At 69.3% G+C, this 24570-nt stretch carries 20 protein-coding genes and 4 pseudogenes; 11 read left to right on the forward strand and 13 right to left on the reverse strand.

The genetic code is table 11. The features are described 5' to 3' along the window. Positions 1 to 600 (reverse strand): NAD(P)H-binding protein, encoded by a 600-nt coding sequence (locus tag PcP3B5_RS14195; RefSeq protein ID WP_061561624.1) that lies wholly within the window; start codon positions 598 to 600, stop codon positions 1 to 3. A 200-nt stretch (positions 601 to 800) separates the two neighbouring features. Between PcP3B5_RS14195 and PcP3B5_RS14200 the strand changes: the two genes are divergently transcribed. From PcP3B5_RS14200 to PcP3B5_RS14225, 8 genes and pseudogenes are all read left to right on the forward strand, one after another. Continuing rightward, the gene (locus tag PcP3B5_RS14200; RefSeq protein ID WP_009620167.1) at positions 801 to 1928 is read left to right on the forward strand and encodes an AGE family epimerase/isomerase; all 1128 of its coding nucleotides are present in this window, start codon (positions 801 to 803) and stop codon (positions 1926 to 1928) included. Positions 1929 to 2083: 155 nt separating this feature from the next. After that, positions 2084 to 2341, forward strand: coding sequence for a hypothetical protein (locus PcP3B5_RS14205; RefSeq protein WP_043317991.1), 258 nt, complete (start codon positions 2084 to 2086; stop codon positions 2339 to 2341). Positions 2342 to 2764: 423 nt separating this feature from the next. Continuing rightward, entirely contained in the window at positions 2765 to 2974 is a 210-nt protein-coding gene (locus PcP3B5_RS14210) for a cold-shock protein (RefSeq protein WP_009620169.1), read from the forward strand. A gap of 440 nt (positions 2975 to 3414) precedes the next feature. After that, positions 3415 to 4836: a GABA permease gene (gene gabP / locus PcP3B5_RS14215; RefSeq protein ID WP_061561625.1), complete on the forward strand. Its 1422-nt coding sequence runs from the start codon at positions 3415 to 3417 to the stop codon at positions 4834 to 4836. A 45-nt stretch (positions 4837 to 4881) separates the two neighbouring features. After that, positions 4882 to 5879: pseudogene (locus PcP3B5_RS14220) on the forward strand (GlxA family transcriptional regulator). A gap of 14 nt (positions 5880 to 5893) precedes the next feature. Further along, a complete protein-coding gene (locus tag PcP3B5_RS32165) occupies positions 5894 to 6067 on the forward strand; it encodes a hypothetical protein (RefSeq protein ID WP_237143126.1) in 174 nt (57 codons plus the stop codon). Between the two features lie 12 nt (positions 6068 to 6079). Further along, on the forward strand, positions 6080 to 6145 hold the full coding sequence (locus PcP3B5_RS32575; RefSeq protein ID WP_420820169.1) for a hypothetical protein: 66 nt from the start codon (positions 6080 to 6082) through the stop codon (positions 6143 to 6145). Positions 6146 to 6524: 379 nt separating this feature from the next. Then, positions 6525 to 6764, forward strand: coding sequence for a hypothetical protein (locus tag PcP3B5_RS14225; RefSeq protein ID WP_009620201.1), 240 nt, complete (start codon positions 6525 to 6527; stop codon positions 6762 to 6764). 22 nt (positions 6765 to 6786) lie between these two features. Here PcP3B5_RS14225 and PcP3B5_RS14230 read toward each other — a convergent pair whose 3' ends face one another. Next, complete coding sequence (locus tag PcP3B5_RS14230; RefSeq protein WP_058072158.1) at positions 6787 to 8358, reverse strand: GGDEF domain-containing protein; 1572 nt, start codon at positions 8356 to 8358, stop codon at positions 6787 to 6789. Positions 8359 to 8746: 388 nt separating this feature from the next. On the opposite strand from PcP3B5_RS14230, the gene epsC reads away from it, so the two are divergent. After that, the gene (gene epsC / locus PcP3B5_RS14235) at positions 8747 to 9697 is read left to right on the forward strand and encodes a serine O-acetyltransferase EpsC (RefSeq protein WP_009620203.1); all 951 of its coding nucleotides are present in this window, start codon (positions 8747 to 8749) and stop codon (positions 9695 to 9697) included. A 345-nt stretch (positions 9698 to 10042) separates the two neighbouring features. Here the strand turns inward: epsC and PcP3B5_RS14240 are convergent, their stop codons facing one another. Further along, on the reverse strand, positions 10043 to 11389 hold the full coding sequence (locus PcP3B5_RS14240; RefSeq protein WP_061561626.1) for a chloride channel protein: 1347 nt from the start codon (positions 11387 to 11389) through the stop codon (positions 10043 to 10045). Between the two features lie 673 nt (positions 11390 to 12062). On the opposite strand from PcP3B5_RS14240, the pseudogene PcP3B5_RS14245 reads away from it, so the two are divergent. Next, positions 12063 to 12404 (forward strand): annotated as a pseudogene (locus tag PcP3B5_RS14245) (choline transporter); the annotation flags it as partial. Between the two features lie 40 nt (positions 12405 to 12444). Here the strand turns inward: PcP3B5_RS14245 and norR are convergent. Further along, entirely contained in the window at positions 12445 to 14010 is a 1566-nt protein-coding gene (norR, locus tag PcP3B5_RS14250) for a nitric oxide reductase transcriptional regulator NorR (protein WP_061561627.1), read from the reverse strand. A gap of 190 nt (positions 14011 to 14200) precedes the next feature. Here norR and PcP3B5_RS14255 point away from each other — a divergent pair, with 190 nt between their 5' ends. After that, complete coding sequence (locus tag PcP3B5_RS14255) at positions 14201 to 16483, forward strand: nitric-oxide reductase large subunit (protein WP_061561628.1); 2283 nt, start codon at positions 14201 to 14203, stop codon at positions 16481 to 16483. 323 nt (positions 16484 to 16806) lie between these two features. Here PcP3B5_RS14255 and PcP3B5_RS14260 read toward each other — a convergent pair whose 3' ends face one another. The 9 genes and pseudogenes from PcP3B5_RS14260 to PcP3B5_RS14295 form a co-directional block, all read right to left on the reverse strand. Continuing rightward, on the reverse strand, positions 16807 to 17454 hold the full coding sequence (locus PcP3B5_RS14260) for a response regulator (protein ID WP_009620218.1): 648 nt from the start codon (positions 17452 to 17454) through the stop codon (positions 16807 to 16809). Positions 17455 to 17624: 170 nt separating this feature from the next. Then, on the reverse strand, positions 17625 to 18665 hold the full coding sequence (locus PcP3B5_RS14265; protein WP_061561629.1) for a protein-glutamate methylesterase/protein-glutamine glutaminase: 1041 nt from the start codon (positions 18663 to 18665) through the stop codon (positions 17625 to 17627). Positions 18666 to 18678: 13 nt separating this feature from the next. After that, positions 18679 to 19488 carry a CheR family methyltransferase gene (locus PcP3B5_RS14270; RefSeq protein WP_043272606.1) on the reverse strand — a complete coding sequence of 270 codons (810 nt, stop codon included), beginning with the start codon at positions 19486 to 19488 and terminating at the stop codon, positions 18679 to 18681. Next, a complete protein-coding gene (locus PcP3B5_RS14275) occupies positions 19488 to 19985 on the reverse strand; it encodes a chemotaxis protein CheW (protein WP_061561630.1) in 498 nt (165 codons plus the stop codon). The genes PcP3B5_RS14270 and PcP3B5_RS14275 overlap by 1 nt, the downstream gene beginning before the upstream one ends. Before the next feature lie 11 nt (positions 19986 to 19996). Continuing rightward, a pseudogene (locus PcP3B5_RS32580) lies at positions 19997 to 21037 on the reverse strand (methyl-accepting chemotaxis protein); the annotation flags it as partial. Between the two features lie 93 nt (positions 21038 to 21130). Next, positions 21131 to 21634: pseudogene (locus PcP3B5_RS32585) on the reverse strand (MCP four helix bundle domain-containing protein); the annotation flags it as partial. Next, positions 21618 to 23858, reverse strand: a complete 2241-nt coding sequence (locus PcP3B5_RS14285) for a chemotaxis protein CheA (RefSeq protein ID WP_061561632.1) — start codon at positions 23856 to 23858, stop codon at positions 21618 to 21620. The gene PcP3B5_RS14285 and the pseudogene PcP3B5_RS32585, both read right to left, overlap by 17 nt. A gap of 4 nt (positions 23859 to 23862) precedes the next feature. Beyond that, complete coding sequence (locus tag PcP3B5_RS14290; protein WP_009620231.1) at positions 23863 to 24195, reverse strand: STAS domain-containing protein; 333 nt, start codon at positions 24193 to 24195, stop codon at positions 23863 to 23865. 1 nt (position 24196) lies between these two features. After that, positions 24197 to 24562: a response regulator gene (locus tag PcP3B5_RS14295; RefSeq protein ID WP_058072147.1), complete on the reverse strand. Its 366-nt coding sequence runs from the start codon at positions 24560 to 24562 to the stop codon at positions 24197 to 24199. Between the last annotated feature and the right edge of the window lie 8 nt (positions 24563 to 24570).

Raw genomic sequence — 24570 nt, forward strand, 5'->3', positions numbered from 1 at the left:
TCACCTCCCTGCCTCGCGCAGACGCAGGCACTGGCGGCTGTGCAGCCCCAGGCGCACCTCGTCGAGCAGCGCCTCGGCACAGGACAGGGCCTGCTGGCTCGCCTTGTCCATGGGCGCGGCGGCGCGGCTGAAGTCATCGATGCGCAGGCCTTCGGTCAAGTCCGGCGCCTCCACCAGCGTCCAGTTCAGGCCGCTCACCTCCAGGCTGCGCGCAAGGCCGGCGCCGAGTTGCTCGTCGGCGGCATCTTGCGGCGCCACCAGCCACTGCCAGTGGCCCACCAGGAACAGCCGCGGCATGCCGGCGCGCAACGCACCGTCGATGAGCGCGCCGCACTGCGGCGGCAGCTGTTGCGGCGGTTGGTCGCCGAGCATGGCGAAGACCACGTCGAGCCCCGTCACCGCCTCGCTGACCTCGATGGACGACGCCAGGCCGCCCAGCTTGCAGCGCAGGCCGGGGCGCGCACGCAGGTCGTTGAGATCCTCCACCAGGGCGCTGACCTCGTGCTGCCGGTGCAGCGCGGCGGCGACCAGGGCCTGGCCGAGGCTGTCGAAGGGGCGGAACACGCTCAGCTTCAGCGTGGGGGTCTCGAGGTTGTGCATGGCGCTTCCTCCGATTGAAGGGCAGGGCGGGCCTATGCATATCGAAGCCTTGGCGAGGGCGGAGGTTCCGCCGGCCTGGCAGTTGGCCGGGGCAGGGTGCGGAACACGCAGTCCGGTGTCGAGTGCGGGCGGGTTCTTTCCGAGGGGCTTTTCCTCTATCTTCTGCGCTTGCGCCTTCCTTCCTCACGCAGACTCGTCGAATGCCCGTCCCGTCGTTCCTTTCGCCATCCCTCACCGCCGGTATCGAGGCGTTGACCCGTCACTACGCCGACACCGTCCTGCCGCTGTGGCGCGCCGCCGGCTGGAACGAGGCGCTGCAGCTGCCCTACGAGTCGCTCGACGACCGCAGCGGGCAGCCCCTGCCCGCGGTGCGCTACCGCGCCATGGCCTGCGCCCGCCAGCTGTTCGTCTTCAGCCACGCGGGGCCTGCCGGCGCTGCTCGGGCCGAGGCATTGTTCGACTCGCTGCAACGCCATTTCGGCGATGGCCACGGGGCCTGGCTCTATAGCATCGACGCGGCCGGCAAGCCGCTGGACAGCCGCCGCGACCTCTACACCTTCGCCTTCGTGGTGTTCGCCTGCGCGCAATATCACAAGCTCAGTGGCAACGCGGCTGCGCTGGAGCTGATGACGCGCACCACCGAGCTGATCGAGCAGCGCTTCGCCGATGGCCAGGGGTTGTACCTGTCCGCGCTGGCCGAGGATTTCGCAGACGACGGCGCGCCCGTGCTGCAGAACCCCATCATGCACCTCACCGAGGCCTATCTGGCGGCCTATGCCATCGCCGGCGAGCCCTGGTACGGGGAGCGCCTGCAGGCGATCGGCGCCGCGGTATTGGCGCGCTTCGTCGACCCGGCCAGCGGCTGCATCGCCGAGCTGCCGCAAGGCGAGGCGGGCAACCGCATCGAGCCGGGGCATCAGTTCGAATGGTTCTCGCTGGTCATGGGCGCGCCGGCGTTGTTCGCCGGTTCGGCCCTGGAGGCCGCGCTGCGTCGCGCCTTCGTCTTCGCCCGGCAGCATGGCGTGGCCGCCGATACCCTCGGCGTCAGTGCCGCACTGGCGGCGGACGGCACGCTGCAGGACGCCACCCAGCGCATCTGGGCGCAGACCGAGTTCGCCCGCGCCCTGGCCGTGGAGGGTAGCGCCCGGTCCCTCGATACCCTGGCGCTCTGGACCGAGCGCTTCCGTTCGCGCTTCCTCCACGACGGCGGCTGGCACGAGGTGCTGGGGCCGGACGGCGAGGTGCTGCGCGCGGACATGCCGTCCACCACGCCCTACCACCTGCTGGGCGCCTACCAGGCGCTGCAGGCCCTGGTTGGGCGCGTCTGACTCCTTGTACCGCCCGGCGGCCATGCCTTTGGCAGGGGCGATCCGGCGGAACCGCTGGCAAGCTGGAGAGTCCGTGAAAGGGTGGGCGAGCGTCCGCCATCTCGCGCAACTCCAGCCATGTGAACGGCCTGCCAGCGGGCCAGGGGGAACGATGCATGCAACAGCGAACCAGTGAGCCGAACTTCATGCCACCCAGCGAGTACACCACCTCCAGCGGGGTGGCGGTGCTCATCTCGCCGCGCTACGCCGGCCCCGGCAAGGTCGCCGAGATGCTGCTTTCGCTGGCGAAGGTGCCCACTAGCGTATCGCCGCTGGACGTGGTGATCGGGCCCTGGGAATCCCATGAGGCCGCCTTCGAGGCCTCCTTCGCCGCCGCCGAACGCTGGGTGGACCAGCTCGACGGGAGGGCCTGAGCCGGGCTTTTCGCGTTATCCATTAGCGCATTCCCGGGGCATATGGGGCGCCGAGGTGCTTTCGTTTCTTGCAGGCCGCGCTGGGATGCTCTTCGTATGAGCGAGCCATGCCCACCTCCGGCTCTACCTGTAGGAGCGCGCCCTGCGCGCGAATCGCGGGCAGGGCCCGCTCCTACAGGTGTTGGGAGACGCTTCCTGCGCGTCGTGGAAAGGCGACCGGCCGTCCAGAATCGCGATGCGGAAAAGAAAATGCTGTTCAAATCCGTCGAACCCTGTATTCTGCTGCCACTGCCTGCCAGTTTAGCGCCTCCGTCTTGATGTTCAGTCCGTTCTGATTTCCATCTCCTCGGTTTCTCTTCACTCTGCATTCAGTTTCAGCCAGGCATGTCGCCTGTGCTCGTTCCTACCTTGGAGATCTACATCATGGCAAACCGCCAAACTGGTACCGTCAAGTGGTTCAACGCTGAGAAGGGCTTCGGCTTCATCACCCCGGAAAGCGGCCCGGACGTCTTCGTTCACTTCCGCCAGATCGAATCCACCGGCTACAAGAGCCTCGACGAGGGCCAGCGCGTCAGCTTCCTCGTGACTGCCGGCGCCAAAGGCCCGCAGGCCGAGCAGGTTCAAGCCCTGTAAGCGCACCTTCTGGTGCCCGAAGCCCCGCATCGCATTGCGGGGCTTTTCGTTTGTGCTCGAAAAATTCCCTCTCGCAATCGAAACTCCGCTACCTCGGCCGGGCAATCTGGTACTCGATGACCGACGCCGTCGCCTGTCTCGCCCCTGACCGGGCGCTCCGTACCTCCGCGCAGACGCTGTCCGTGGACGGTCGCTGCATCTAGCAGCGTCGCTGCCCTTCCTCTTCCTCCTCTTCCCGCCGATGTCGTTTTCATGCTGTCGCCAGCGCCGGGCCTGGGCGCTCGCGGGCGAGGCCATGTCGTTTTTGCTCATACCCATGGCGATCCTGGGCAAATGCCCGGATAACGCCCTGGAATAGGGTTGTGCCCGCGTCCTGCAGTCCGGGACGCCCGCCAGGTGGCGCCTTGCCACCGCATAACAAATTCAACAAAGGCCGACCGATGAGTATTCCAAGTGCGAAAGGCGCCAGTGGCGAACTGGTCCAGGGCTTCAAGCCGCGCCATGTGACCATGCTGTCCATTGCCGGGATCATAGGCGCGGGGTTGTTCGTCGGTTCCGGCCATGCCATCGCCGCCGCGGGGCCCGCCGCCATCCTGGCCTACGCGCTGTCCGGGCTGCTGGTGGTGCTGGTGATGCTGGTGATGCGCATGCTCGGCGAGATGGCCGTGGCCCGCCCCGACACCGGCTCCTTCTCCGCCTACGCCGACCAGGCCATCGGCCGCTGGGCCGGCTTCACCATCGGCTGGCTGTACTGGTGGTTCTGGGTGCTGGTGATCCCCATCGAGGCGATCGCCGCCGGGGTGATCTTCAACAGCTGGTTCCCGCAGGTGCAGACCTGGGTGTTCGCCCTGGTGATGACGCTGCTGCTGACCGTCACCAACCTGTTCAGCGTGGCCAAGTACGGCGAGTTCGAGTTCTGGTTCGCCATGCTCAAGGTGGGCGCCATCGTGCTGTTCATCAGCCTGGGCGCGGCGGCGCTGCTCGGCGTGCTGCCGGGGCACGAGGTCAGCGGCCTGGGCAACCTGATGCGCGGGCACGGCGGCTTCCTGCCCAACGGCTGGGGCGCCATCTTCACCGCGTTGATCACCACGCTGTTCAGCTTCATCGGCACCGAGGCGGTGACCATCGCCGCCGCCGAATCCAGCGACCCGCGGCGCAACATCGCCAAGGCCACGCGGGCGGTGATCTGGCGCATCAGCGTGTTCTACCTGCTGTCGATCCTGGTGATCATCTCCGTGGTGCCCTGGAACGACCCCATGCTCGCGGCGCAGGGCTCCTACCAGCGCGCCCTGGAACTGATGAATGTGCCCCACGCCAAGCTGATGATGGACGTGGTGGTGCTGGTGGCTGTGGCCAGCTGCCTGAACTCTTCGATCTACATCGCCTCGCGGATGATCTACTCGCTGAGCCGCCGCAACGACGCGCCGGCCTTCATCCAGCGCACCTCGGCGGGGGGAGTGCCGCGGGCGGCGGTGATCGCCAGTACGCTGATCGGCATGCTCACCACCGTGCTGAACTTCATCGCCCCGGCGCGGGTGTTCGACTTCCTCCTCGCCAGCTCCGGCTCCATCGCCCTGCTGGTGTACCTGGCCATCGCCGTCTCGCAGCTGCGCATGCGCGCCAATCTGCAGCGCAGCAACCAGGAGATCGCCTGCCGCATGTGGCTGTTCCCCTGGCTGACCTGGGCGGTGATCGCTTTCATCGCCTCCGTGCTGGTGGTGATGTTCATCCTGCCGGAGCACCGCGTCGAAGTGAGTTCCACCCTCGGCCTGACCGTGGCCACGGTGCTGCTGAGCTTCACCACCCGGCGCCAGGACGCCCATGCCGGCAGCCGCTTCGACCCGTTGCGTTCGGCCGGCTGAAGACAGGAGTCGCGATTGGTAGAACGGCGGCAATTCAGCGGCGCCATGCAGGGCCGCAACCTCAGGTTCCTTTCCGCGCCCCGGGCGGGCGCACAACGCCAGGGGCGGGTGGGTTTCCTGCTGCTGGAGCATTTCTCCCTGCCGGCCTTCACCCAGGCGCTGGACACCCTGGTCACCGCCAACCTGATCCGCGCCGGGGCCTTCGCCACCAGCACCTTCAGTCTGGGCGGCGAATCGGTCACCAGCGACCTGGGGCTGGTCATCTGCCCCGGCTCGGCCCTGGCGCCCGCGCACCTGGCGGGGCTGGACCTGCTGGTGGTCTGCGGCGGCCTGCGCACCCCGCTGCGCGCCGCGCCGGAACTGACGCGCCTGCTGCAACTGGCGGCGGAGAAGGGCGTGGCCCTGGCCGGGTTGTGGAACGGCGCCTGGTTCCTCGGCCAGGCCGGTCTGCTGGACGGCTACCGCTGCGCGGTGCATCCGGAGAGCCGCGCGGCCCTGGCGGAGATCGCCCGGCACAGCGAAGTCACCAGCGAGAGCTACATGGTCGACCGCGACCGCCTCACCGCGGCGAGCCCGACCGGGGCCTTCAACATGGTGCTGGAGTGGATGGACGCGCTGCACGGCCGCGACTGGTGGAAGCCGTGGCGGACATCCTCGCCTTCGAGGAATCGCGCTTCCGCCGCGCCCGGCCGGCGTTGCACGAGAAGCTCAGCGAGCCGCTGCGCGAGGCCATCAACCTGATGAGCGCCAACATCGAGGAGCCGCTCAGCCAGGAACAGCTGGCGCGCTACGTCGGCCGCTCCAAGCGGCAGATCGAGCGGCTGTTCCAGCAGCAGCTGGGCACCACGCCGGTGCGCTACTACCTGGAACTGCGCATCACCGAGAGCCGCCGTCTGCTGCAGCATTCGGACCTGCCGATGTTCGAGGTGGGCCTGGCCTGCGGCTTCGTCTCGCCCAGCCATTTCAGCAAGTGCTACACGTCCTTCTACGGGTATCCGCCGTCGAAGGAAGTGCGCCATGGATGTGTGAAGTCGGTGCGGTAGGTTGGCTTGCGGAAATGGCGGATAACGCTGGGGCGTTCGACCCGTACGCCCTCAGCCGGCGCCTGTTCGAGCGCTTCCTGCGCCTGCCGCAGGTGTTCTATAGCTTCGGCCACGGCCATATCGGCCTGACCTTGGGCGCCATCACCGGTCAACTACTGGCCGGCCCGGAAATGGGTGTGCCCTTATGAAGCATCTGGTACCTGCCGGGTATGCTCCTGCCGACGCTGCTGGGCGCCATGCTGGGGCCGCGTTTGTTGCGTTGGTGAGGGTGCCCGGGGTCGGCAAAAGCGTTCGATCCTGGCGGCCGTTCCCTCACCCCAGCCCTCTCCCAGAGGGAGAGGGGGCCGTTCGGAGTGGGCGGTGAGTTCGGCGTCATCGAACGCCTAACCCCACCTCATCATGCCCGTCGAATCGTGGACGGAGTCCGCTCCTATGCTTACAGGAGTGCCCGGGCGTAGGGAGCGGACTCAACGCCTCCGCCCTACGTTCCTGCGTTCGCAGGCATAACGGGGCTGGGACCAGAGCCTGAAACCAAATTCCAACCAAACAAAAACCTACCCACACACTGCCGACTGTCGGCTCGTCCGCTGGCCAGGCCAAATCGGAGCTATTCCTGCACTGCTCCAGCCGACAATGGAGGAGGAAATGGAACGACTAAGGAAGGTGTTGCTGGCTTCTGCCATCAACGAGACGTCTGCCGTCCAGGTCTTGCGCCAGGCCGCGGCGGAGGCCGTCTCGCCCGTTACCGCCGCGGCCCTGCTCACCGCTGCGAAACGCCTTGAGGAGAATGCCGATGCGCTGCTTCATGCCGCGCATCGGATCGAACTCACATTGCACCCCGACACCCGGGAGGAGGGCGTGGCCGGGCTCGCGCCACTGGACTGAGCCTGCCTTGCCGGCGCGCTCGTCAGGCTGCGGTCGTCGAGGTCCCCTTGCCGTGGACCATCACCCGGTTCCTGCCGGCCTGCTTGGCCTGGTAGAGCAGCTCATCCGCCTCCTTGAGCGTGGCGGCGACGTCGGACCGGTCCGCCGTCCAGCAGGCCACCCCCAGCGACAGGGTGACCTGCCCGGCCGGAGGCATGACGGCCTCGGCCAGCGAGCGCCGGATCCGCTCCGCCACTTCCGCGGCGTCGGCGAGGCCGGTCAGCGGCAGCAGCAGGATGAACTCCTCGCCACCCACCCGGCAGGGCACGTCGCCGTCGCGGCAGTTCTGCCGCAGCAGGTCGGCGAAGGCCTGCAGCACCTTGTCGCCGACGTCGTGGCCGAAGGCATCGTTGACCCGCTTGAAATGGTCTATGTCCATGCTAATCACCGCGAAAGGCTTCTCCAGCAGCGCCCAGTCGCGCAGGCAGTCCTCCAGCATCCGCCGGTTCGCCAGGCCGGTCAGCGGGTCGCTGAGCACCTGGTGGTTGAGCTTGCCGATGCGCTCCTGGGTCAGCAGCGCGCCCTGGATCAGCGCGCGGCGGATGCGCCAGGCCTCGTAGTACCAGGCGCTCACCTGGCCGATGCCGCGGGAGTCGTCCAGTTGCTCGGCGTAGTCGGCGAGCCTGCTCAGGGGCTGGCTGATCCGCGAGGCGGCCCACCAGAGCAGGACCAGCCCCAGCAGGATCATCGGCACTATGCCCTGCACCACCTGGAGCATCAGCGCCCGCAGGGCGGCGAGGGGCGCGCTCATCGGTTGCTGGACGACCACCCCCCAGCCGCTGTTGGGCACCGGGGCATAGCCCGCCAGCATCTGCACCCCGTCGGCATCGGTGACCTGCGTCGCGCCGCTCTCGCCGCGCAGCACGGCGTCCACCGCCGCGTTGCGGCCCACGGCCTTGCCGATGTGGTCGGCATCGGGATGGAACAGCAGGTGGCGGTTGCCGTCCACCAGGTACAGGTGCGAGGCGTCGGTCTGGAAGTGCTTGCTGACGATCTCGTTGAGCGCGTTGTTCTTGCGCAGGTAGATGGTCCCGCCGACCAGCCCCAGGTACTCGCCTTGCGGGCTGCGGATGGGGTGGGAGACGAAGACGATCAGGTTGCCCACCAGCGAATTGAAGGCCGGGCTGATCATCGCCTGGCGCCGCTCCAGCGGCTCCCGCGAGCGCAGGTTCTGGCCGGCCACGCTGAGCGCCGGCGGGTGCGAGGCGAGAATCCGGCCCTGGGCATCGGCGATCACCAGGGTGTTGAAGCTCTGGTCCTGCTCCGCCAGGCGCCGGGCCTCGGCCTGCATCGTCGCCCGGGAGGCGAAGTCCTTGCCCATCACCTGGGCGCTGTAGCGCAGCCGGCCGAGGTCGGCGTCGAGGCTCTGGCCGAGGGTCAGGGCGACTTTCGCCGCATAGGCGCGGTTGGTCTCCAGCGAATTGCGCACCAGCGTCTCGCGCTGGATCCGGTAGGTGGCATAGAGGTCGTTCAACAGCGTGGCGAGGATGGCCAGCGAGGTGAACAGCAGGATCAGCGTGCGCAGGTTGAGCTTGGGGATGGCCCCGGATGGCATGGACGTATTCCAGTGGCGCGTGGTAGATGGCGGCCGGAAACGGCGGGGCCGCCGGGTTCTGGCAAGGCAGCGGCCCGTCAGCGGCCGGTCCTCCGGTGCTGCGTCCGTCTATCCTGCCAAGGTTCATGTTAGGTGAGAAATTGGTGGCATATAGCCATTATTTGACCAATGGCGTGCGACGGCTTGTCCGTTCGCGGTTTGCTCTGGCCCGCCGGTTGGCGAACCGGGCCTTCGTCGGGCCGGGGCACTCGGTCGCCAGGCATGAGCTTAGAACCGCCAGCGATTTGTCGACGGGCCCGGGAAACCCCAGGATAGGCCGGTAATGGTGACGAAGGCTGCCCAGCCGGCCTCCGCTTGAAAAGAACCACGGCATTGGAAGTATCGATACATGCACGAGATCGGCAAACAGAACGAGAACGGCCCGGCAGGCTGGCAACTGGAGCGCATCGTCGAGGAACTGCGCGCGGCGCGCAGCGAATGGCGCAGCCGCAGCGGTCGGCCGCGGGAGCAGGGCGGGCGCGAGCTGCCTTCGCGGCGTTCCATCGAGGAGATCGTCGAACGCCTGGCCAGTGCGCTCTTCCCCATGCGCCTGGGGCCCAACGACCTGCGCGACGAGAGCGAGGACTTCTTCGTCGGGCGCACCCTGGACAGCGCCCTCAACGCGCTGCTGATCCAGGCGCGCCTGGAGCTGCGCTACAGCGCGCGCCAGCGCGGCGAAGCGGAGGACGGCATCGAGGAGCGGGCGCTGGGGATCGTCCGTGACTTCGCCCTGGCCCTGCCGCTGCTGCGCCAACTGCTGGACTCCGACGTGCTGGCCGCCTACCAGGGCGACCCGGCGGCGCGCAGCGTCGACGAGGTGCTGCTGTGCTACCCGGGGGTGCTGGCCATCATCCACCACCGCATGGCGCACCACCTGTACCGCGCCGGCCTGCCGCTGGTGGCGCGGATCATCTCCGAACTGGCGCACTCGGCCACCGGCATCGACATCCACCCCGGCGCGCAGATCGGCGGCAGCTTCTTCATCGACCACGGCACCGGCGTGGTGATCGGCGAAACGGCGATCATCGGCGAGCAGGTACGCATCTACCAGGCGGTCACCCTGGGCGCCAAGCGCTTCACCGCCGACGAGACCGGCCAGTTGCACAAGGGCCAGCCGCGCCACCCCATCGTCGAAGACGAAGTGGTGATCTACGCCGGCGCCACCATCCTGGGGCGCGTCACCATCGGCAAGGGCTCCACCATCGGCGGCAACGTCTGGCTGACGCGCAGCGTGCCGCCGGGCAGCCAGATCAGCCAGGCCAGCCTGCAGCAGCAGGCCAACGACGCGGGGCTGGACTAGGCGTAGGGCGGATAATCGCGGACGGAGTCCGCTCCTACGACCCTGCTTCCTGGAACCGTAGCGGACTCCGTCCGCGATCGGTCCGATCCGTTGCACCGAACTATGCAACTGCACGGCCCTCGTAGGATGGGTTGAGCTTGCGAAACCCATGCGGTTGCGCTGATGGGTATCGCTTCGCTCAACGCCATCCTACGAAAAGCCGTGCTTCCTGGAACCGTAGGAGCAACTGTCTTGCGCCGAGGTGCTCTTCGTAGGATGGGTTGAGCTTGCGAAACCCATGCGGTCGTGGCGATGGGTATCGCTTCGCTCCACTCATCCTACGAAAAGCGTCTTGGCGCGGCCTCGTCAGCGAGGCCCCTGCGCCGGCGCCAGCTTGTCCAGCACCTGCCGGGCCAGGGCGTGGTACAGCGAGACCGGGGCGATCCAGCCGGAAATGCTGGCGGCCATGACCGTGGCGGCCAGCATGGGGATGACCAGGTCGGGGCTGTGGGAGAGTTCCAGGACGATCACCGAGGCGGTCAGCGGCGAGCGGGTCACGCCGGCGAGGTAGGCGCCCATGCCCAGCAGCGCGCAGGTCTGCGGGTTGACGTCGGGCAGCAGCGCCAGCAGCGGGGCGAAGGCCGCGCCTATGCTCAGCGAGGGCGAGAACAGGCCGCCGGGGATGCCGGAGAGGTAGGACACCACGTTGGCCAGGAACTTCCATAGCACGAAGCCCTGGTCGGTCATCGGGTGGCCTTCGAGCAGGGCGCGGGTTTCCTCGTAGCCGGTGCCGAACACGTGGTTGCCCGAGGCCAGCCCCAGCAGCGCCAGCAGCAGGCCGCAGGCGGCGGCGAAGCGTACCGGCCAGCGCTCGCGCAGGCGAAACATGCGGCCCAGCCAGCCGGCCTGGGTGGGCAGCACCAGCTTGACGTAGAGCCCGCCCAGCAGGCCGCCGAGCAGGGCGCAGGCCGGCACCTCGCTCCAGCCCCAGCCGGCCGGCAGGCTGCCGCCGATTTCGCCGAAATAGGAGTAATGGCCCATCAGGCCGAGGGTGACGGCGCCGCCGATCAGCACCGCGGTCAGCACCAGGCCGCTGAAGCGCTGCTCGAAGGTGCGGCTGAGTTCCTCGATGGCGAACACGATGCCCGCCAGCGGGGTGTTGAAGGCCGCGGCGATGCCGGCCGCGCCGCCGGCGAGGATCAGCCCGGCGATGGTGCGTCGGCCGTGCAGGCCCAGGCGCCGGCCGAAGGCGTAGATGACCGCGGCGCCGACGTGCACCGTGGGCCCTTCGCGGCCCACCGAGCCGCCCACCAGCAGCGCGCCCAGGGTGAAGAGCATGCGCACGGCGGCCACCGGCAGCGCCAGCACCCGGGCGCGGAAGCGCCGCGAGGGCGACTCCAGCGCGGCGATCACCTGGGGAATGCCGCTGCCCTTGGCCTCGCCGAACCAGCGCTGGGTGATCCAGGCCAGCAGGGCGAAACCCGCTGGGGTGAGCAGCAGCGGCAGCCAGGGCGTGATGCCGAGCATGCGCTTGAACAGCGCGAAGGACTGGTCCGCCAGCCAGGCGAAGGCCAGCGCCACCAGGCCCACCAGCAGCGCACCGACCCAGAACGCCAGGCGCTGTCGCCATTCCAGCCAGCGTGGCCGTCGGAAGCGCCGGAGGCGGGCGGTGGGGGCGGGTTCTGCGTTGGCAGGGCTGGGCTGTTCGGACATCGACGGGGCCTGGATCGCGGGGCAAGGGCGGATTATGGCCGTCTTGCCATCGCCTTGCACTTCGCGTTCAGGTGTCTCCACGTTCTCCCGTGCAGGCGCTCGCCCTGCATGCGAGTCGTGGACGGAGACGCGATGTTATCCCGTAGGAACAACTGTCTTGCCCACTGCGCCGGGGTGCTCGCTCCTACGAAAAGCCGTGCTCGCCTGCCGCGCAGGAGCGGACTTTGTCCGCGATTGTGCCGGCAGGGTAGGCGATGGGTTTTGCAAATGTTCTGCCGGGACACATAGGTAACGCCTGGGGCGTTATGCGCCCTACGGTTGGGCTGGCGAGCGGGCATAAGAATGCCCTCGTCCTTCCTGAACGACAGGCCCCCGCCAGGGCCTGGCCCAGGAGCCTGGCCGGGCCCGGCGGGGAGCGCTCGCCCGCAACGTGGCGGGCCAGTAGGTCATTGCATCGGAACACGAGAGCCGCCCGCCCGGAACCGGGTGGGCGACACCCCAGGTATAGCCGATGGCTGTGGCCGCTTCGCTGGCGAAGTGTGGCGCAGTCGAGGGTTTCGAGAGTTCGCTGCGCCGGGCCGACGACACGCGGCCAGTCGGCGGCGGCCATCGACACGATGTTGGCGTCGCCGTGCAGGCGCCGGTGCTCCGGGGGCGTCATGTCGAACCAGCGCTGGTGCGCCCGGCCTGCGAGCAGGTGGCCGACGAACTGCGCAAGCAGGGCTACGAGGTGGCGGTGGAGGAGCGCGACGACGGCCGCGTGAGCCTGGCGCTGGACCATGCCGGCGAAGGCCGCTTCCTCTACGAGGTGCGCCCGCGGGCCTTCGCCTCGCCCAGCTTCGTGGTGCAGGACAGCGACGAGGGCAACGACGCCCGCAAGTATTTCCGCGCCGAGGTGCACCTGCGCGAAGGCGGCCAGGACTACGACATCATGGGCTGGAGCCGCGAGGACGTGATCGGCGACATCCTCGACCAGTACGAGCGCCACCTGCACTACCTGCACATGGTGCGCTGAAGCCTCCGGCGCGAGCAGCCCGCGGGGCGCTTCGCCGCGCTCAGCGCAGGTCCAGGCGGCGCGCCAGCTTGCGCAGGTTGCTCGGGTCCATCTTCAGCGCACGGGCCGCCGCCGCCCACTTGCCGCCATGGCGCTGCAGCGCGCGTTGCAGCAGGCGGCGCTGGTAGTCGTCGACCACCTCCTGCAGGGAACGGGCGTCCTCGGTCGAGGGGGCGGTTATTTCGACGGCATCCTCGGCCGCCGGCAGCTCCAGGCCGAGCCCTGCCGCGTCGATGCTCAGCAGTTCGCGCCGCGAGGCCGCCTGGCTCAGGGTCTTGAGCGCCGCGCGGCTGATGAGATGTTCCAGCTCGCGCACGTTCCCCGGCCAGGCGTAGTCCAGCAGGGCCTGCTCGGCATCCGGCGTCAGGCGCAGGCAGCGCAGGCCCAGGCGGGTGCGGTTGAGTTCGAGGAAGTGCCCGGCCAGCACCAGCACGTCCTGGCCGCGCTCGCGCAACGGCGGGATGTGCACCGGGTACACCGATAGCCGGTGATAGAGGTCGGCGCGGAAGCGCCCTCCGCGCACCTCGTCGGCTAGGTGGCGGTTGGTGGCGGCGATGATGCGCACGTCGACGTGCTTGGGCCGGTCGGCCCCCAGGCGCTGGATCTCGCCGCCCTGCAGGGCGCGCAGCAGCTTGGCCTGGATCGACAGCGGCAGCTCGCCGATCTCGTCGAGGAACAGCGTGCCGCCGTTGGCCGCCTCGAAGCGGCCCTGGCGGTCCTGGGCGGCGCCGGAGAAGGCGCCGCGCACGTGGCCGAACAGCTCGCTTTCGGCGAGGGTTTCCGGCAGCGCCGCGCAGTTCACGTAGATCAGCGGCTTGCGCGAGCGCGGCGAGCTGGCGTGCAGGGCGCGGGCGAACAGCTCCTTGCCGACGCCGGTCTCGCCCTGCAGCAGCACCGGCAACTCGGAGTCGGCGACTATCTTCAGCTCGTCCAGCAACTGGTGCAGCACCGGGCTCTCGCCGAGGATGCCGGCGCCGGGTTCCAGGGCCGGCTCGGCCAGAACGCTGCGGGTCAGGCGCAGGCGGCGCACCTCGCTTTCCAGGCGGCCGACGCGCACGGCGGCCTCGATCAGCGGCGCGTAGTGCTCCAGGCGCCGGACCAGCGCCGGCGAGAAGCTGCCGGGGCGCAGGGCGTCCAGGGTCAGCGCGCCCCAGGCGCGGCCTTCCAGGTAGAGGCTCATGCCCATGCAGTCGTGTACCGGCAGGGGCTTGTCGGGGCTGTCCTGGAGCAGGCCGTCGTAGGGATCGGGCAGCTCGCTGTCGGCGCTGAACTGCAGCGGCTCGCGCTGCGCGAGGATGTGCGCCAGGCGCGGGTGGCTGGCCACGGCGAAACGCCGGCCGAGCACTTCGCGGTCCAGGCCCACGGCGGCCTGGGGCTGGAGGCTGTCGCCATCGAGCTGCAGCAGCACCACGGCGCTGCAGGCGAACTCGTCGCGCAAAGCCACCACCAGCCGCTGCAGGCGCTCGGCGGTGGGCAGGTCGTCGGCCAGGTCCGCCAGGAGTCTGTCCAACAATGAGGTATTTTTTACCTTTACGAGGTCATTTGAACCCGTTCCGGGTGCGGTCATTTCGACTCGTGAGTTTCGCAAGTTATTGATCCTGAGAGGTTTATGGGATGGCACACAGCTTGCGATAGCGCAAGCAGTGCCTGACCAAGGAGCCATCCCATGCACGTCCCGCTCAGCAACATCCCAGGCCGCCGCGCCTACGTCAAATCCGCCAGCCCCATTCGCCCGGTCGCCGGGGAGGAGCGCCATCATGGGTGAATACCGCAAGTTGTGGTGGGCGCTGATCGCCGTGCTCGGCGTGACCTTCTGCATACTCGGCTGGTTCGGCCGCGAGGTCTACCGCCAGGCGCCACCGATCCCCGCGCAGGTGCGCAGCGAGACCGGCGAAACCCTGTTCACCGGCACCGACATCCTCGACGGCCAGACCGCCTGGCAGAGCGTGGGCGGGATGCAGCTCGGCTCCATCTGGGGCCACGGCGCCTACCAGGCCCCGGACTGGACCGCGGACTGGCTGCACCGCGAGCTGAGCGCCTGGCTCGACATCGGCGCCCACGAGCAGTACGGCAAGGCCTTCGGCGAACTGGACGGCGACCAGCAGGCCGTGCTGCTCGCCCGCCTGAAGCGCGAGTACCGCGGCAACCGCGCCGAAGATGGCGTGCTGACCTTGAGCGCACGCCGCGTCGAGGCCATCCGCCACACCGCCGACTATTACGTCGCGCTGTTCGGCGACGACCCGGCGTTGCAGCACAGCCGCAAGAGCTTCGCCATGAAGGAGGGCACCCTGCCGGACCTGGCGCGGCGCCAGGAACTGACGCACTTCTTCTTCTTCTGGACCGCCTGGGCCGCCGCCACCGAGCGCCCGGGCTCGGCCGCCACCTACACCAACAACTGGCCCCACGAGCCGCTGATCGGCAACCAGCCGACCGCCGAGAACGTCATGTGGTCCATCGTCAGCGTGGTGCTGCTGATCGCCGGGGTGGGCTTCCTGGTCTGGGCCTGGGCCTTCCTGCGCGGGCATGAGGAGGCGGAACCGGAGCCGCCGCTGCAGGACCCGCTCAGCCTGGTGGCGCTCACCCCGTCGCAGCGGGCGCTGGGCAAGTACCTGCTGCTGGTGGTCGGGCTGTTCGGCTTCCAGGTGCTGCTGGGCGGCGCCACCGCGCACTACACGGTGGAAGGCCAGGACTTCTACGGCATCCCGCTGTCGCAGTGGTTCCCCTATTCGCTGCTGCGCACCTGGCACATCCAGAGCGCGCTGTTCTGGATCGCCACCGGCTTTCTCGCCGCGGGGCTGTTCCTGGCGCCCGTCATCAACGGCGGCAAGGACCCGAAACACCAGAAGCTCGGCGTCGACGTGCTGTTCTGGGCACTGGTCGTGGTGGTGGTCGGCTCGTTCATCGGCAACTACCTGGCCATCGCCCAGCTGATGCCACCGCAGTGGAACTTCTGGCTGGGCCACCAGGGCTACGAATACGTCGACCTGGGGCGCCTGTGGCAGATCGGCAAGTTCCTCGGCATCGCCTTCTGGCTGCTGCTGATGCTGCGCGGCATCCTGCCGGCCTTCGGCAAGCCGGGCGACAAGAACCTGCTGGCGCTGCTGTCGGCCTCGGTGATCGCCATCGGCCTGTTCTACGGCGCCGGCCTGGCCTACGGCGAGCGCACCAACCTGTCGGTGATGGAGTACTGGCGCTGGTGGGTGGTGCACCTGTGGGTGGAGGGCTTCTTCGAGGTCTTCGCCACCACCGCGCTGGCCTTCATCTTCTCCAACATGGGCCTGGTCTCCGGCCGCGCCGCCACCACCGCCAGCCTGGCCTCGGCCTCGCTGTTCATGCTCGGCGGCGTGCCCGGCACCTTCCACCACCTGTACTTCGCCGGCACCACCACGCCGGTGATGGCGGTGGGGGCCACCTTCAGCGCCTTGGAAGTGGTGCCGCTGGTGGTGCTGGGCTACGAGGCCTGGGAGAACTGGCGCCTGAAGAACCGTGCGGCCTGGATGCAGCGGGTGAAATGGCCGCTGGCCTGCTTCGTCGCCGTGGCCTTCTGGAACATGCTCGGCGCCGGGGTGTTCGGCTTCATGATCAACCCGCCGGTGGCGCTCTACTACATCCAGGGCCTGAACACCACGCCGACCCACGCCCATGCCGCGCTGTTCGGCGTCTACGGCTTCCTCGCCCTGGGCTTCACCCTGCTGGTGCTGCGCTACATCCGCCCGCAGCTGCACTTCAACGAAAGGCTGATGAAGACCGCCTTCTGGTGCCTCAACGGCGGCCTGGTGCTGATGCTCGCCACCAGCCTGCTGCCCATCGGCATCATCCAGTTCCACGCCAGCGCCAGCGTCGGCCTCTGGTACGCCCGCAGCGAGGAGTTCATGCAGCAACCGCTGCTGCAGACCCTGCGCTGGGTGCGCACCTTCGGTGACCTGGTGTTCATCGTCGGGGCCCTGTCGATGGCCTGGCAGGTGGTGACCGGCGTGCTTTCCCCGAGCGGCAAGCCCGTGAAAGTCTTCGCGGAAGGAGGTGTGCAGGAACAGGTCTGACGATTCGTTAGGAATATGCGTTGGTAACGCACGTGGCCCGCCAGGGAGGTGGGCCGCGTGCGTTTTTGCATGTGCGGCGGAGTCCGCTTACGTGGCAGGCGAGCATTCCGGTGCGGTCGGCAATGCACCCTACCCCCTTGTAGGAGCGCGCCCTGCGCGCGATTCGCGGGCATGGTCCGCTTACAGGTCGATGCCGAACAGTTTTCGTAGGATGGGTTGAGCTTGCGATACCCATGCGGTCGCGGTGATGGGTATCGCTTCGCTCGACCCATCCTACGGGACTGCGCCTAGACGCTTTTCATAGGTTGGGCTGGCGGCCCCGGTCAGTCATTGGGGTCGATCAGCCCCTGGCGCACCGCGTAGAGCACCAGGTTGGGCACGTCGTGGATGCGCAGGCGGCGCATGATCTGGGCGCGGTGGGCTTCCACCGTCTTCACGCTCAGGCCCAGGCCGGTGGCGATGGCGCGGGTGGAGGCGCCGCGGCTGATCAGGCGGAGGATCTCGATCTGCCGCTGGGTCAGCTCGGGGTCGTTGGCCGCCGGCTTCTGCCGGGCCAGGGCCTGGGCGATGACCGGGGCGGCGATGGCCGAACTCAGGTAGCGCTGGCCGCGGCCCACGGCGCGCAGGGCCATGTGCAGTTCGTTGAGGGCGGCGTCCTTGAGCAGGTAGCCCTGGGCGCCGCGCTCCAGGGCCGCGAGCACCACCTCGGCGTCGGTGTGCATCGACAGCATCAGCACCCGCGAGGCCGGCGCCACGCTGCCCAGTTCGCACAGGGCGTCCAGGCCGCTGGAGCCTTCCATGGTGACGTCCAGCAGGATGATGTCCGGGCGCAGGGCACGGGCCAGTTCCACCGTCTGGCGGCCGTTCTCCGCTTCGCCGATGATCTCGTAGCCCTCCAGGCTGGCCACCATGGCGCGCACGCCGAAGCGGATCAGCGCATGGTCGTCGGCCAGCAGCAGGCGGCAGCTCATGGCCGTGCGACCTGCCCCCGGGCGTTCGCCGGGCCTCGGGCAGTCGACCGTTGTGGGTTCATTGCGACAAGCTCCTGTATCCATGTTCCATGGCCGCGCGCGACGGCCTTCGCTTCAGGACAGAGCCTTTTTTCCGGCCAAGGTTCGGCTCTTGCGCGCGGGCGGCGCGCTCATTCGTCGCCGCCCGCGAACTGAAGGATAGCCCGTGGCAGGTTGGCCAGCCGCTCGCTGGCCTGGGCGGCGCCCAGCCGCAGCGCTTCGCGCGGCATGCCGAACACCACGCAGCTGGCCTCGTCCTGGGCCAGGGTGCGCGCGCCGGCCTCGCGCATGCTCAGCAGGCCGCGGGCGCCGTCGTCGCCCATGCCGGTCATGATCACCCCCAGGGCGTCGGGCCCGGCGTGCCGCGCCACCGAACGGAACAGCACGTCCACCGAGGGCTTGTGGCGGTTGACCGGCGGGCCGTCGAGCACTTCGACCAGGTAGTGCGCGCCGCTGCGCCTGAGCTGCATGTGCAAGCCGCCCGGCGCCACCAGGGCCAGGCCCGGACGCAGGCGGTCCAGGTGGCGCGCCTCGCGTACTTCGATGCGGCACAGGCCGTCCAGGCGCTGGGCGAAGGCGGCGGTGAACTTCTCCGGCATGTGCTGGACGATGACGATGCCCGGGCAGTCCTCCGGCAACTGGCGCAGCACCTGCTCCAGCGCCTGGGTGCCGCCGGTGGAGGTGCCCAGGGCGACGATGCGCTCGCCGGCGAGCCGGCCGCTGCGGGTGGCTGGCGGTACGGCCGTGGCCGGCGCGCGCGGCGGCGTGGCCCGTGGGTGGCTGCGGGCGGCCGCCTCGATCTGCCGGATGAGTTCGCCGGCCAGTTGCTGCAGGCTTTCGCGCAGGCCCACGCTGGCCTTGGCGAAGACGCCCACGGCGCCGGCCGCCAGGGCCTCCAGGGTGACGGCCGCGCCGGCCTGGGTGAGGGTGGAGCAGATGATCGCCGGCGTCGGCCGCTCGGCCATGATCCGGCGCAGGAAGGTGATGCCGTCCATGCGCGGCATCTCCACGTCCAGCACCAGCACGTCCGGCCATTGCTGGCGCATCTTCTCCAGGGCGAACAGCGGGTCGGCCGCCTGGCCGATGACCTGGATGCCCGGGTGCCCGCCCAGGCAGGCGGTGAGCACCTGGCGCACCAGCGCCGAGTCGTCGACGATGAAGACCTTGATCACGCCCGTGCTCCTCTCATCGCGTGCGTTCGAAGACCGACGGGCACAGCGTGCGCACCGGCAGGCCCAGGCCGTGCAGGCTCTCGGCGTGGCCGATGAACAGCAGCCCGCCCGTCACCAGGCGCTGCAGCAGCCGGGCGAGCATGCCGCGCTTTTCCTCGGCGCCGAAGTAGATCAGCACGTTGCGCAGGAAGATGACCTCGAAGGGGCCGACGTCCGCCGGCAGTTCGCGGGCCAGGTTCAGTTCGGCGAAGGCCACCCGCTCGCGCAGGTGCGCGCCGATGCGGAAGTTGCCGGCGCTTTCGCCGATGCCGCGCTGGCAGTGGCGTTCCAGCCAGCCCCGCGGCAGGTGGGCCGCCTGTTCCATCGGGTAGATGGCGCGCCGGGCCTTCTCCAGCACCCGCAGGCTGAGGTCGGTGGCTAGGATGGACCAGTCCGCCGCGCCGCGCTCGGCCAGGGTCATGGCCATGCTGAAGGCTTCCTGCCCCGAGGAGGCGGCGGCGCTCCACAGCCGCAGCGGCCGGCGCCGGCGCGCGGCCCAGTCGCCGAGCACCTCGAAGTGCTGCGGCTCGCGGAAGAAGAAGGTCTCGTTGGTGGTGAGCAGGTCCACCACCAGGCGCCGCTCGGCGGCCTCGGCCGGCTGCGCCAGCAGGCGCAGGTAGGCGCCGTAGTCGGGCTGCCCGCGCGCCCGCAGGCGGCACATCAGGCGGCCGGCCATCAGGGTGCGTTTCTGTTCGCCCATGCGGATGCCCGAGGCCTGCTGCATCAGGCGCTGCAGGCGGCGGAAGTCCTCGTCGCCCAGGCGCGGCAGGTTGCGCGTGGGCATCAGCCGGCCTGCGCGGCCAGGCCGAGCTGGCGGATGTCGTCCAGCGACAGCGCGCGGCGCACGTCGAGGACGATGGTGAAGCCCGCCTCGTCGCGGGCCATGCCGGCGATGAACTCGGTGCGGATGCCGGCGCCGAACGGCGGCGCCGGCTCTATGCTGGCGGCCTCGATGTCCAGCACCGCGTCCACGGCGTCCACCACCAGCCCGGTGCGCTGCTGGCTGTCGCCCAGCTCGAGTTCGATGATGACGATGCAGGTGCGCTTGTCCGGCACGCTCAGCGGCATGCCGAAGCGGGCGGCCAGGTCCAGCACCGGCACCACGTTGCCGCGCAGGTTGATCACGCCGTGGATGAAGCCGGGCATCATCGGCACTGCGGTGATCTGGCCGTATTCGATGATCTCGCGCACCAGTTCGATGGGCAGCGCGTAGCGCGCCTGGCGCACGCGGAACGACAGGTGCTGTACCGCGCCGGGCGCCGTGCTCTGCAGGTTGTCCATGCTCGCTTTCCTCAGTCGAAGCTGACGAACTGGCCTTCGTCCACCCGCGCGGCGGCCGCCTTGCGCATCGGTCGATGGGGTTCGCGCGGGGTGCCGGCGACGCTGCCGCGGTAGGGCGCGTGGGCGCGGGCCTGCTCGTCGAAGCGGAAGTAGCCGATCAGTTCCAGCAACTGGCTGGCCTGGGCGTTCATTTCTTCGGCGGTGGCGGCCAGCTCCTCGGAGGCCGAGGCGTTCTGCTGGGTGATCTGGTTCATCTGACCCATGGCGATGTTGATCTGCCCGGCGGCGGCGCTCTGCTCCTGGGATGCGGCGGTGATTTCCTGGACCAGGTCGGAGGTCTTCTGGATGTTGGGCACTATCTCGTCGAGCAGGTGGCCGGCCTGCTCGGCCAGCTGCACGCTGCTGCCGGCCACGCCGCCGATCTCCTGCGCGGCCACCTGGCTGCGCTCGGCCAGCTTGCGCACCTCGGCGGCCACCACCGCGAAGCCCTTGCCGTGGTCGCCGGCGCGGGCCGCTTCGATGGCGGCGTTGAGGGCCAGCAGGTTGGTCTGGTAGGCGATGTCGTCGATGATGCCGATCTTGTCGGCGATCTGCTTCATGGCCTGGACCATCTCGCGCACCGCGCGGCCGCCGTCCACCGCGTCGCTGGCGGCCTTGCCGGCGATGCCGTCGGTGACCTGGGCGCTCTCGGTGTTCTGCGCGATGGAGGCGGACATCTGTTCCACCGAGGCGGTGGTTTCCTCGACGCTGGCGGCCTGCTCGGTGGCCGCCTGGCTGAGGGACTGGGAGGTGGCGCTGACTTCCTCGGAGGCCGAGGAGAGGGCGTCGGCGGCGCCGCGCACGTCGCCCATGACGTTGCGCAGGCGCTCGGCCAGGTGGCCCATGGAGCCCAGCAGGCGGCCGGTTTCGTCCGCGCTGTCGACCTCCACGCGCACGCCCAGGTCGCCCTCGGCGAGGCTGTTGGCCACGCCCATGGCGCGGTTGAGCGGGCGCACGATGCTGCGCGTGACCAGGATGCCGATGGCGAAGCCCAGGCCGGCGGCGACCAGCACCAGCACGAGCATCTGCAGGCGCGAGGCGAGGTAGATGTCGGTGATGCTGTCGTTGGCCTGGCGGGCGCGCTGTTTCTTCTGCTCCACCAGCGCGCTCATGTTGTCGTCGGCGGCGTTGCTCAGCTGGCGCAGCTTCGGCAGCAGGGCGCTGGCCTCGCTGCCTTCGCCGAGGCGGCCGCTGGCCTTGTTCAGGTCGAGGATGTGCAGGGCGGTCTTCTCGTACTCCGCCAGTTGCTGGTCCAGCTGCGCCAGGCGCGCCTTGGCTTCGTCGCTGACGAAGCTGGCGCGGGCCGCCTCCAGGTTGTCGTGCAGGGTCTTGATGGCCTGGGGCACCTGGGCCATGGTCGCGTCGCGTTCCTCGACGCTGGCGGCCAGCAGCGAGCTGCGCAGGTGGCGGCCGATGTACACCAGGTTGAGGTTGGCCACCTGCATGGCGTCGAGGGCGAGCATCTCGCGGTTGTACATCTGGTCGGAGAGGTCGTTGACCTTGCTCAGGTTGAAGATGCCCAGCGCGCCCACCGCGGTGGTCAGGGCCACCACCAGGGAGAAGCCGGCGATCAGGCGGATGCCGATCCGGAGGTTACGGATGAATTTCATGGGGTGTCTCCTGCGCACCGGCGGCTTGCGGGTGCCTGTGGCTCTGCTGTGGATCGCTGTCCACGGGGTGGTGCGTCGGCTGTTCGTCGAGGCTGGCGAAAAGCGTGGCGATATCGAGGATCAGGGCGACCTGGCCGGAGCCGAGGATGGTCGAGCCGGCGATGCCCTGCAGGTGCTGGAACAGCGGGCCGAGCGGCTTGATCACCGTCTGCAGCTCGCCGTGCAGGTGGTCGACCACGAGCCCGGCCTGCTGCCGGCCGTGGCTGACCACGACTATGTTGCGGCGCCCGCCGCGGCTGCCCGGCAGGCCGAAGTGCGTGGCCAGGTCGATGCACGGCAGCGGCCGGCCACGCAGATCGATGTAGCCGCAGGCGCCGTCGCCGGCGTGGGGCGGCAGCTCCATGCATTCGGTCACCAGGCCCAGCGGCACCACGAACTGTTCGTCGCCCAGGCTCACCTGGAAGCCGTCGATGATCGCCAGGGTCAGCGGCAGGCGGATGCGGAAGGTGCTGCCCTGGCCTGCGCGCGAGTCGATCTCGATGCTGCCGCGCAGCGCTTCGATGGCGCTGCGCACCACGTCCATGCCCACGCCGCGGCCGGACAGGTCCGAGACGCTGTCGGCGGTGGAGAAGCCGGCGGCGAAGATCAGCCGCTGCAGCTCCTGCTCGCTCAGGGTGGCGCCGGCCTCGATCAGGCCCCGCTCGACGGCCTTGGCGCGGATGCGCCGGGTGTCCAGGCCGCGCCCGTCGTCGCTGACTTCGATGACCACCGTGCCCGACTCGTGGAAGGCGTTCAGGCGCAGCAGGCCCTCGGGCGCCTTGCCCGCTTCGATGCGCTGCCCGGCCGGCTCGATGCCGTGGTCCATGGCGTTGCGCACCAGGTGGGTGAGCGGGTCGGCCAGCTTGTCGATCACCGACTTGTCCAGCTCGGTGTCGGCGCCGTGGATCTCCAGGCGAATGCGCTTGTCCAGTTGCTGGCTGACGTCGCGCACCACGCGGTGGAAGCGCGAGAAGGTCTCGCCGATCTCGACCATGCGCAGCTTCAGTGCTGCCTCGCGGATCAGCTCCACGTGGCGGTTGACCGTCTGCGCGCTTTCGCTGCTGGCGCTGTCGCCGCTGGCGCGGGCGTGCAGCTGGGCGGCGGCCGCGCTGATCACCAACTCGCCCACCAGGTTGATCAGCTCGTCGAGCTTGTGCGCGGCGACGCGGATCAGGCTGCTTTCCGGGGCGCGTTCGCGGACCTTCTGTTGCTGCGCCAGGGCGGCGTTCACCGCCTGCGCCGGCACCAGCCCCTGGTCCACCAGCACGCTGCCCAGGGCGGGCTTGAGCGCGTCGCTGTGCTGCGCCTGCAATGCCAGGCCGCGAGCCAGGTCCCGTTCGTCGAGCAGGCCGCTGGCGACCAGGATGGCGCCGATGCGCTCGTCGCTTTCCGGCAGCTCGCGCATCAGCGCCAGGTAGTCGTCCACCTGGCTGCCCGGCGGCAGGATGCGCAGGCTGCAGAAGTCGCGGATGAATTCGAAGGCTTCCTCGATGGCGGCGCGTTCCGCCGAGGTGCACAGGGCGATCTCCAGGCCCAGGTAGCAGCGCTCGGCGTCGAGCTCTTCCAGGGCCGGCACGGCGTCGTCGATCAGGTGCAGGCAGAGCACTTCGCCCAGGCGGCCGAGGTAGCGCACGAAGGTGGCGGGGTCGAAGCCGTTGCGCAGCAGCTCGCCGTCGAAGCGCAGCGAGATGTGCCAGGCGCCTTGCGCCTCGCAGCTGGCGCAGGCGTCCAGGCGTCCGCGGGCCGGGCAGTCGATGGCTTGCGTGGGGATCGGTTCCGGCTCGTTGCCGGTCAGTGCGGCCAGGGCGTCTAGCAGTTCGCGCTGGTGCGCCGCGTCTACCGGCAGCTCGCCGCTGGCCGGGTCGATCAGCGCGACCATCGAGGTGATCTCGTCCAGGCAGCGCAGCATCAGCGAGACCAGCTCGGCGGTCAGTACGCGCTCACCGTCGCGCACGGCCATCAGTAGGTTTTCCAGGTGGTGGGTGAAGTTCACCAGCGGCAGCAGCGAGAACAGCCCGGCCGAGCCCTTGAGGGTGTGCATGGCGCGGAACAGGCGGGTGATGGCTTCGCCGTCGGCCGGGTTACGCTCCAGTTCCAGCAGGCATTCCTCGGCCTGCCGGGCCAGGTCGCGGGCTTCTTCGATGAAGCCGCGCAGCAGTTCGCTCCATTGTTCGCCGTCGAGCATGGCATCAGGCCTCGGGCTGGGCCGCTGCGGCGGCATAGGGCAGGGCGGCGTGCAGCCGCAACAGGTCGACCAGTTCGCGCACCGCCTCGCTGGGCGCGTGCAGCGCCAGTACGGCGCCGTGGCGCTGCAGTTGCGTGCGCAGCGCCAGCAGCAGTTGCACGCCGGCGGTGTCGATCTCGTCGAGGCGGGACAGGTCCAGCGGCCATTGCCCGGCCACTTCCAGGCGGGCGCCGGCGACCGCCTCGCGCAGGGCGGCGCAGGCCTGGCCCACCTCGTAGATGGTCAGGCTGCCGGCCAGCGCCAGGGGGCGGCCGGGCTCGTCGCAAAGGTGCAGCATCTCAGCCCACCAGCCGGTCCACGGCGGCCAGCAACTGGGCCGGCTGGAACGGCTTGACGATCCAGGCGCGGGCGCCGGCGGCCTGGCCTTCGGCCTTCTTGCCCTGTTCGCTTTCGGTGGTGAGCATGACGATGGGTGTGAAGCGGTACTCGGGGCGCGCCTTCAGCGCCTTGACCAGGCCGATGCCGTCGAGGTTGGGCATGTTCAGGTCGCTGATGACCAGGTGCACCTTCTGGCCGCCGAGCTTGGCCAGGGCGTCGCGGCCGTCGATGGCCTCGATGACCTGGTGGCCGGCGCCGGCGAGGGTCATCTTGACCAGTTGGCGCATGGACGTGGAGTCGTCGACGATGAGAATGGTCTTGGCCATGTTGGGCT

The organism is Pseudomonas citronellolis (genome assembly GCF_001586155.1).
GTDB classification, from domain to species: domain Bacteria; phylum Pseudomonadota; class Gammaproteobacteria; order Pseudomonadales; family Pseudomonadaceae; genus Pseudomonas; species Pseudomonas citronellolis.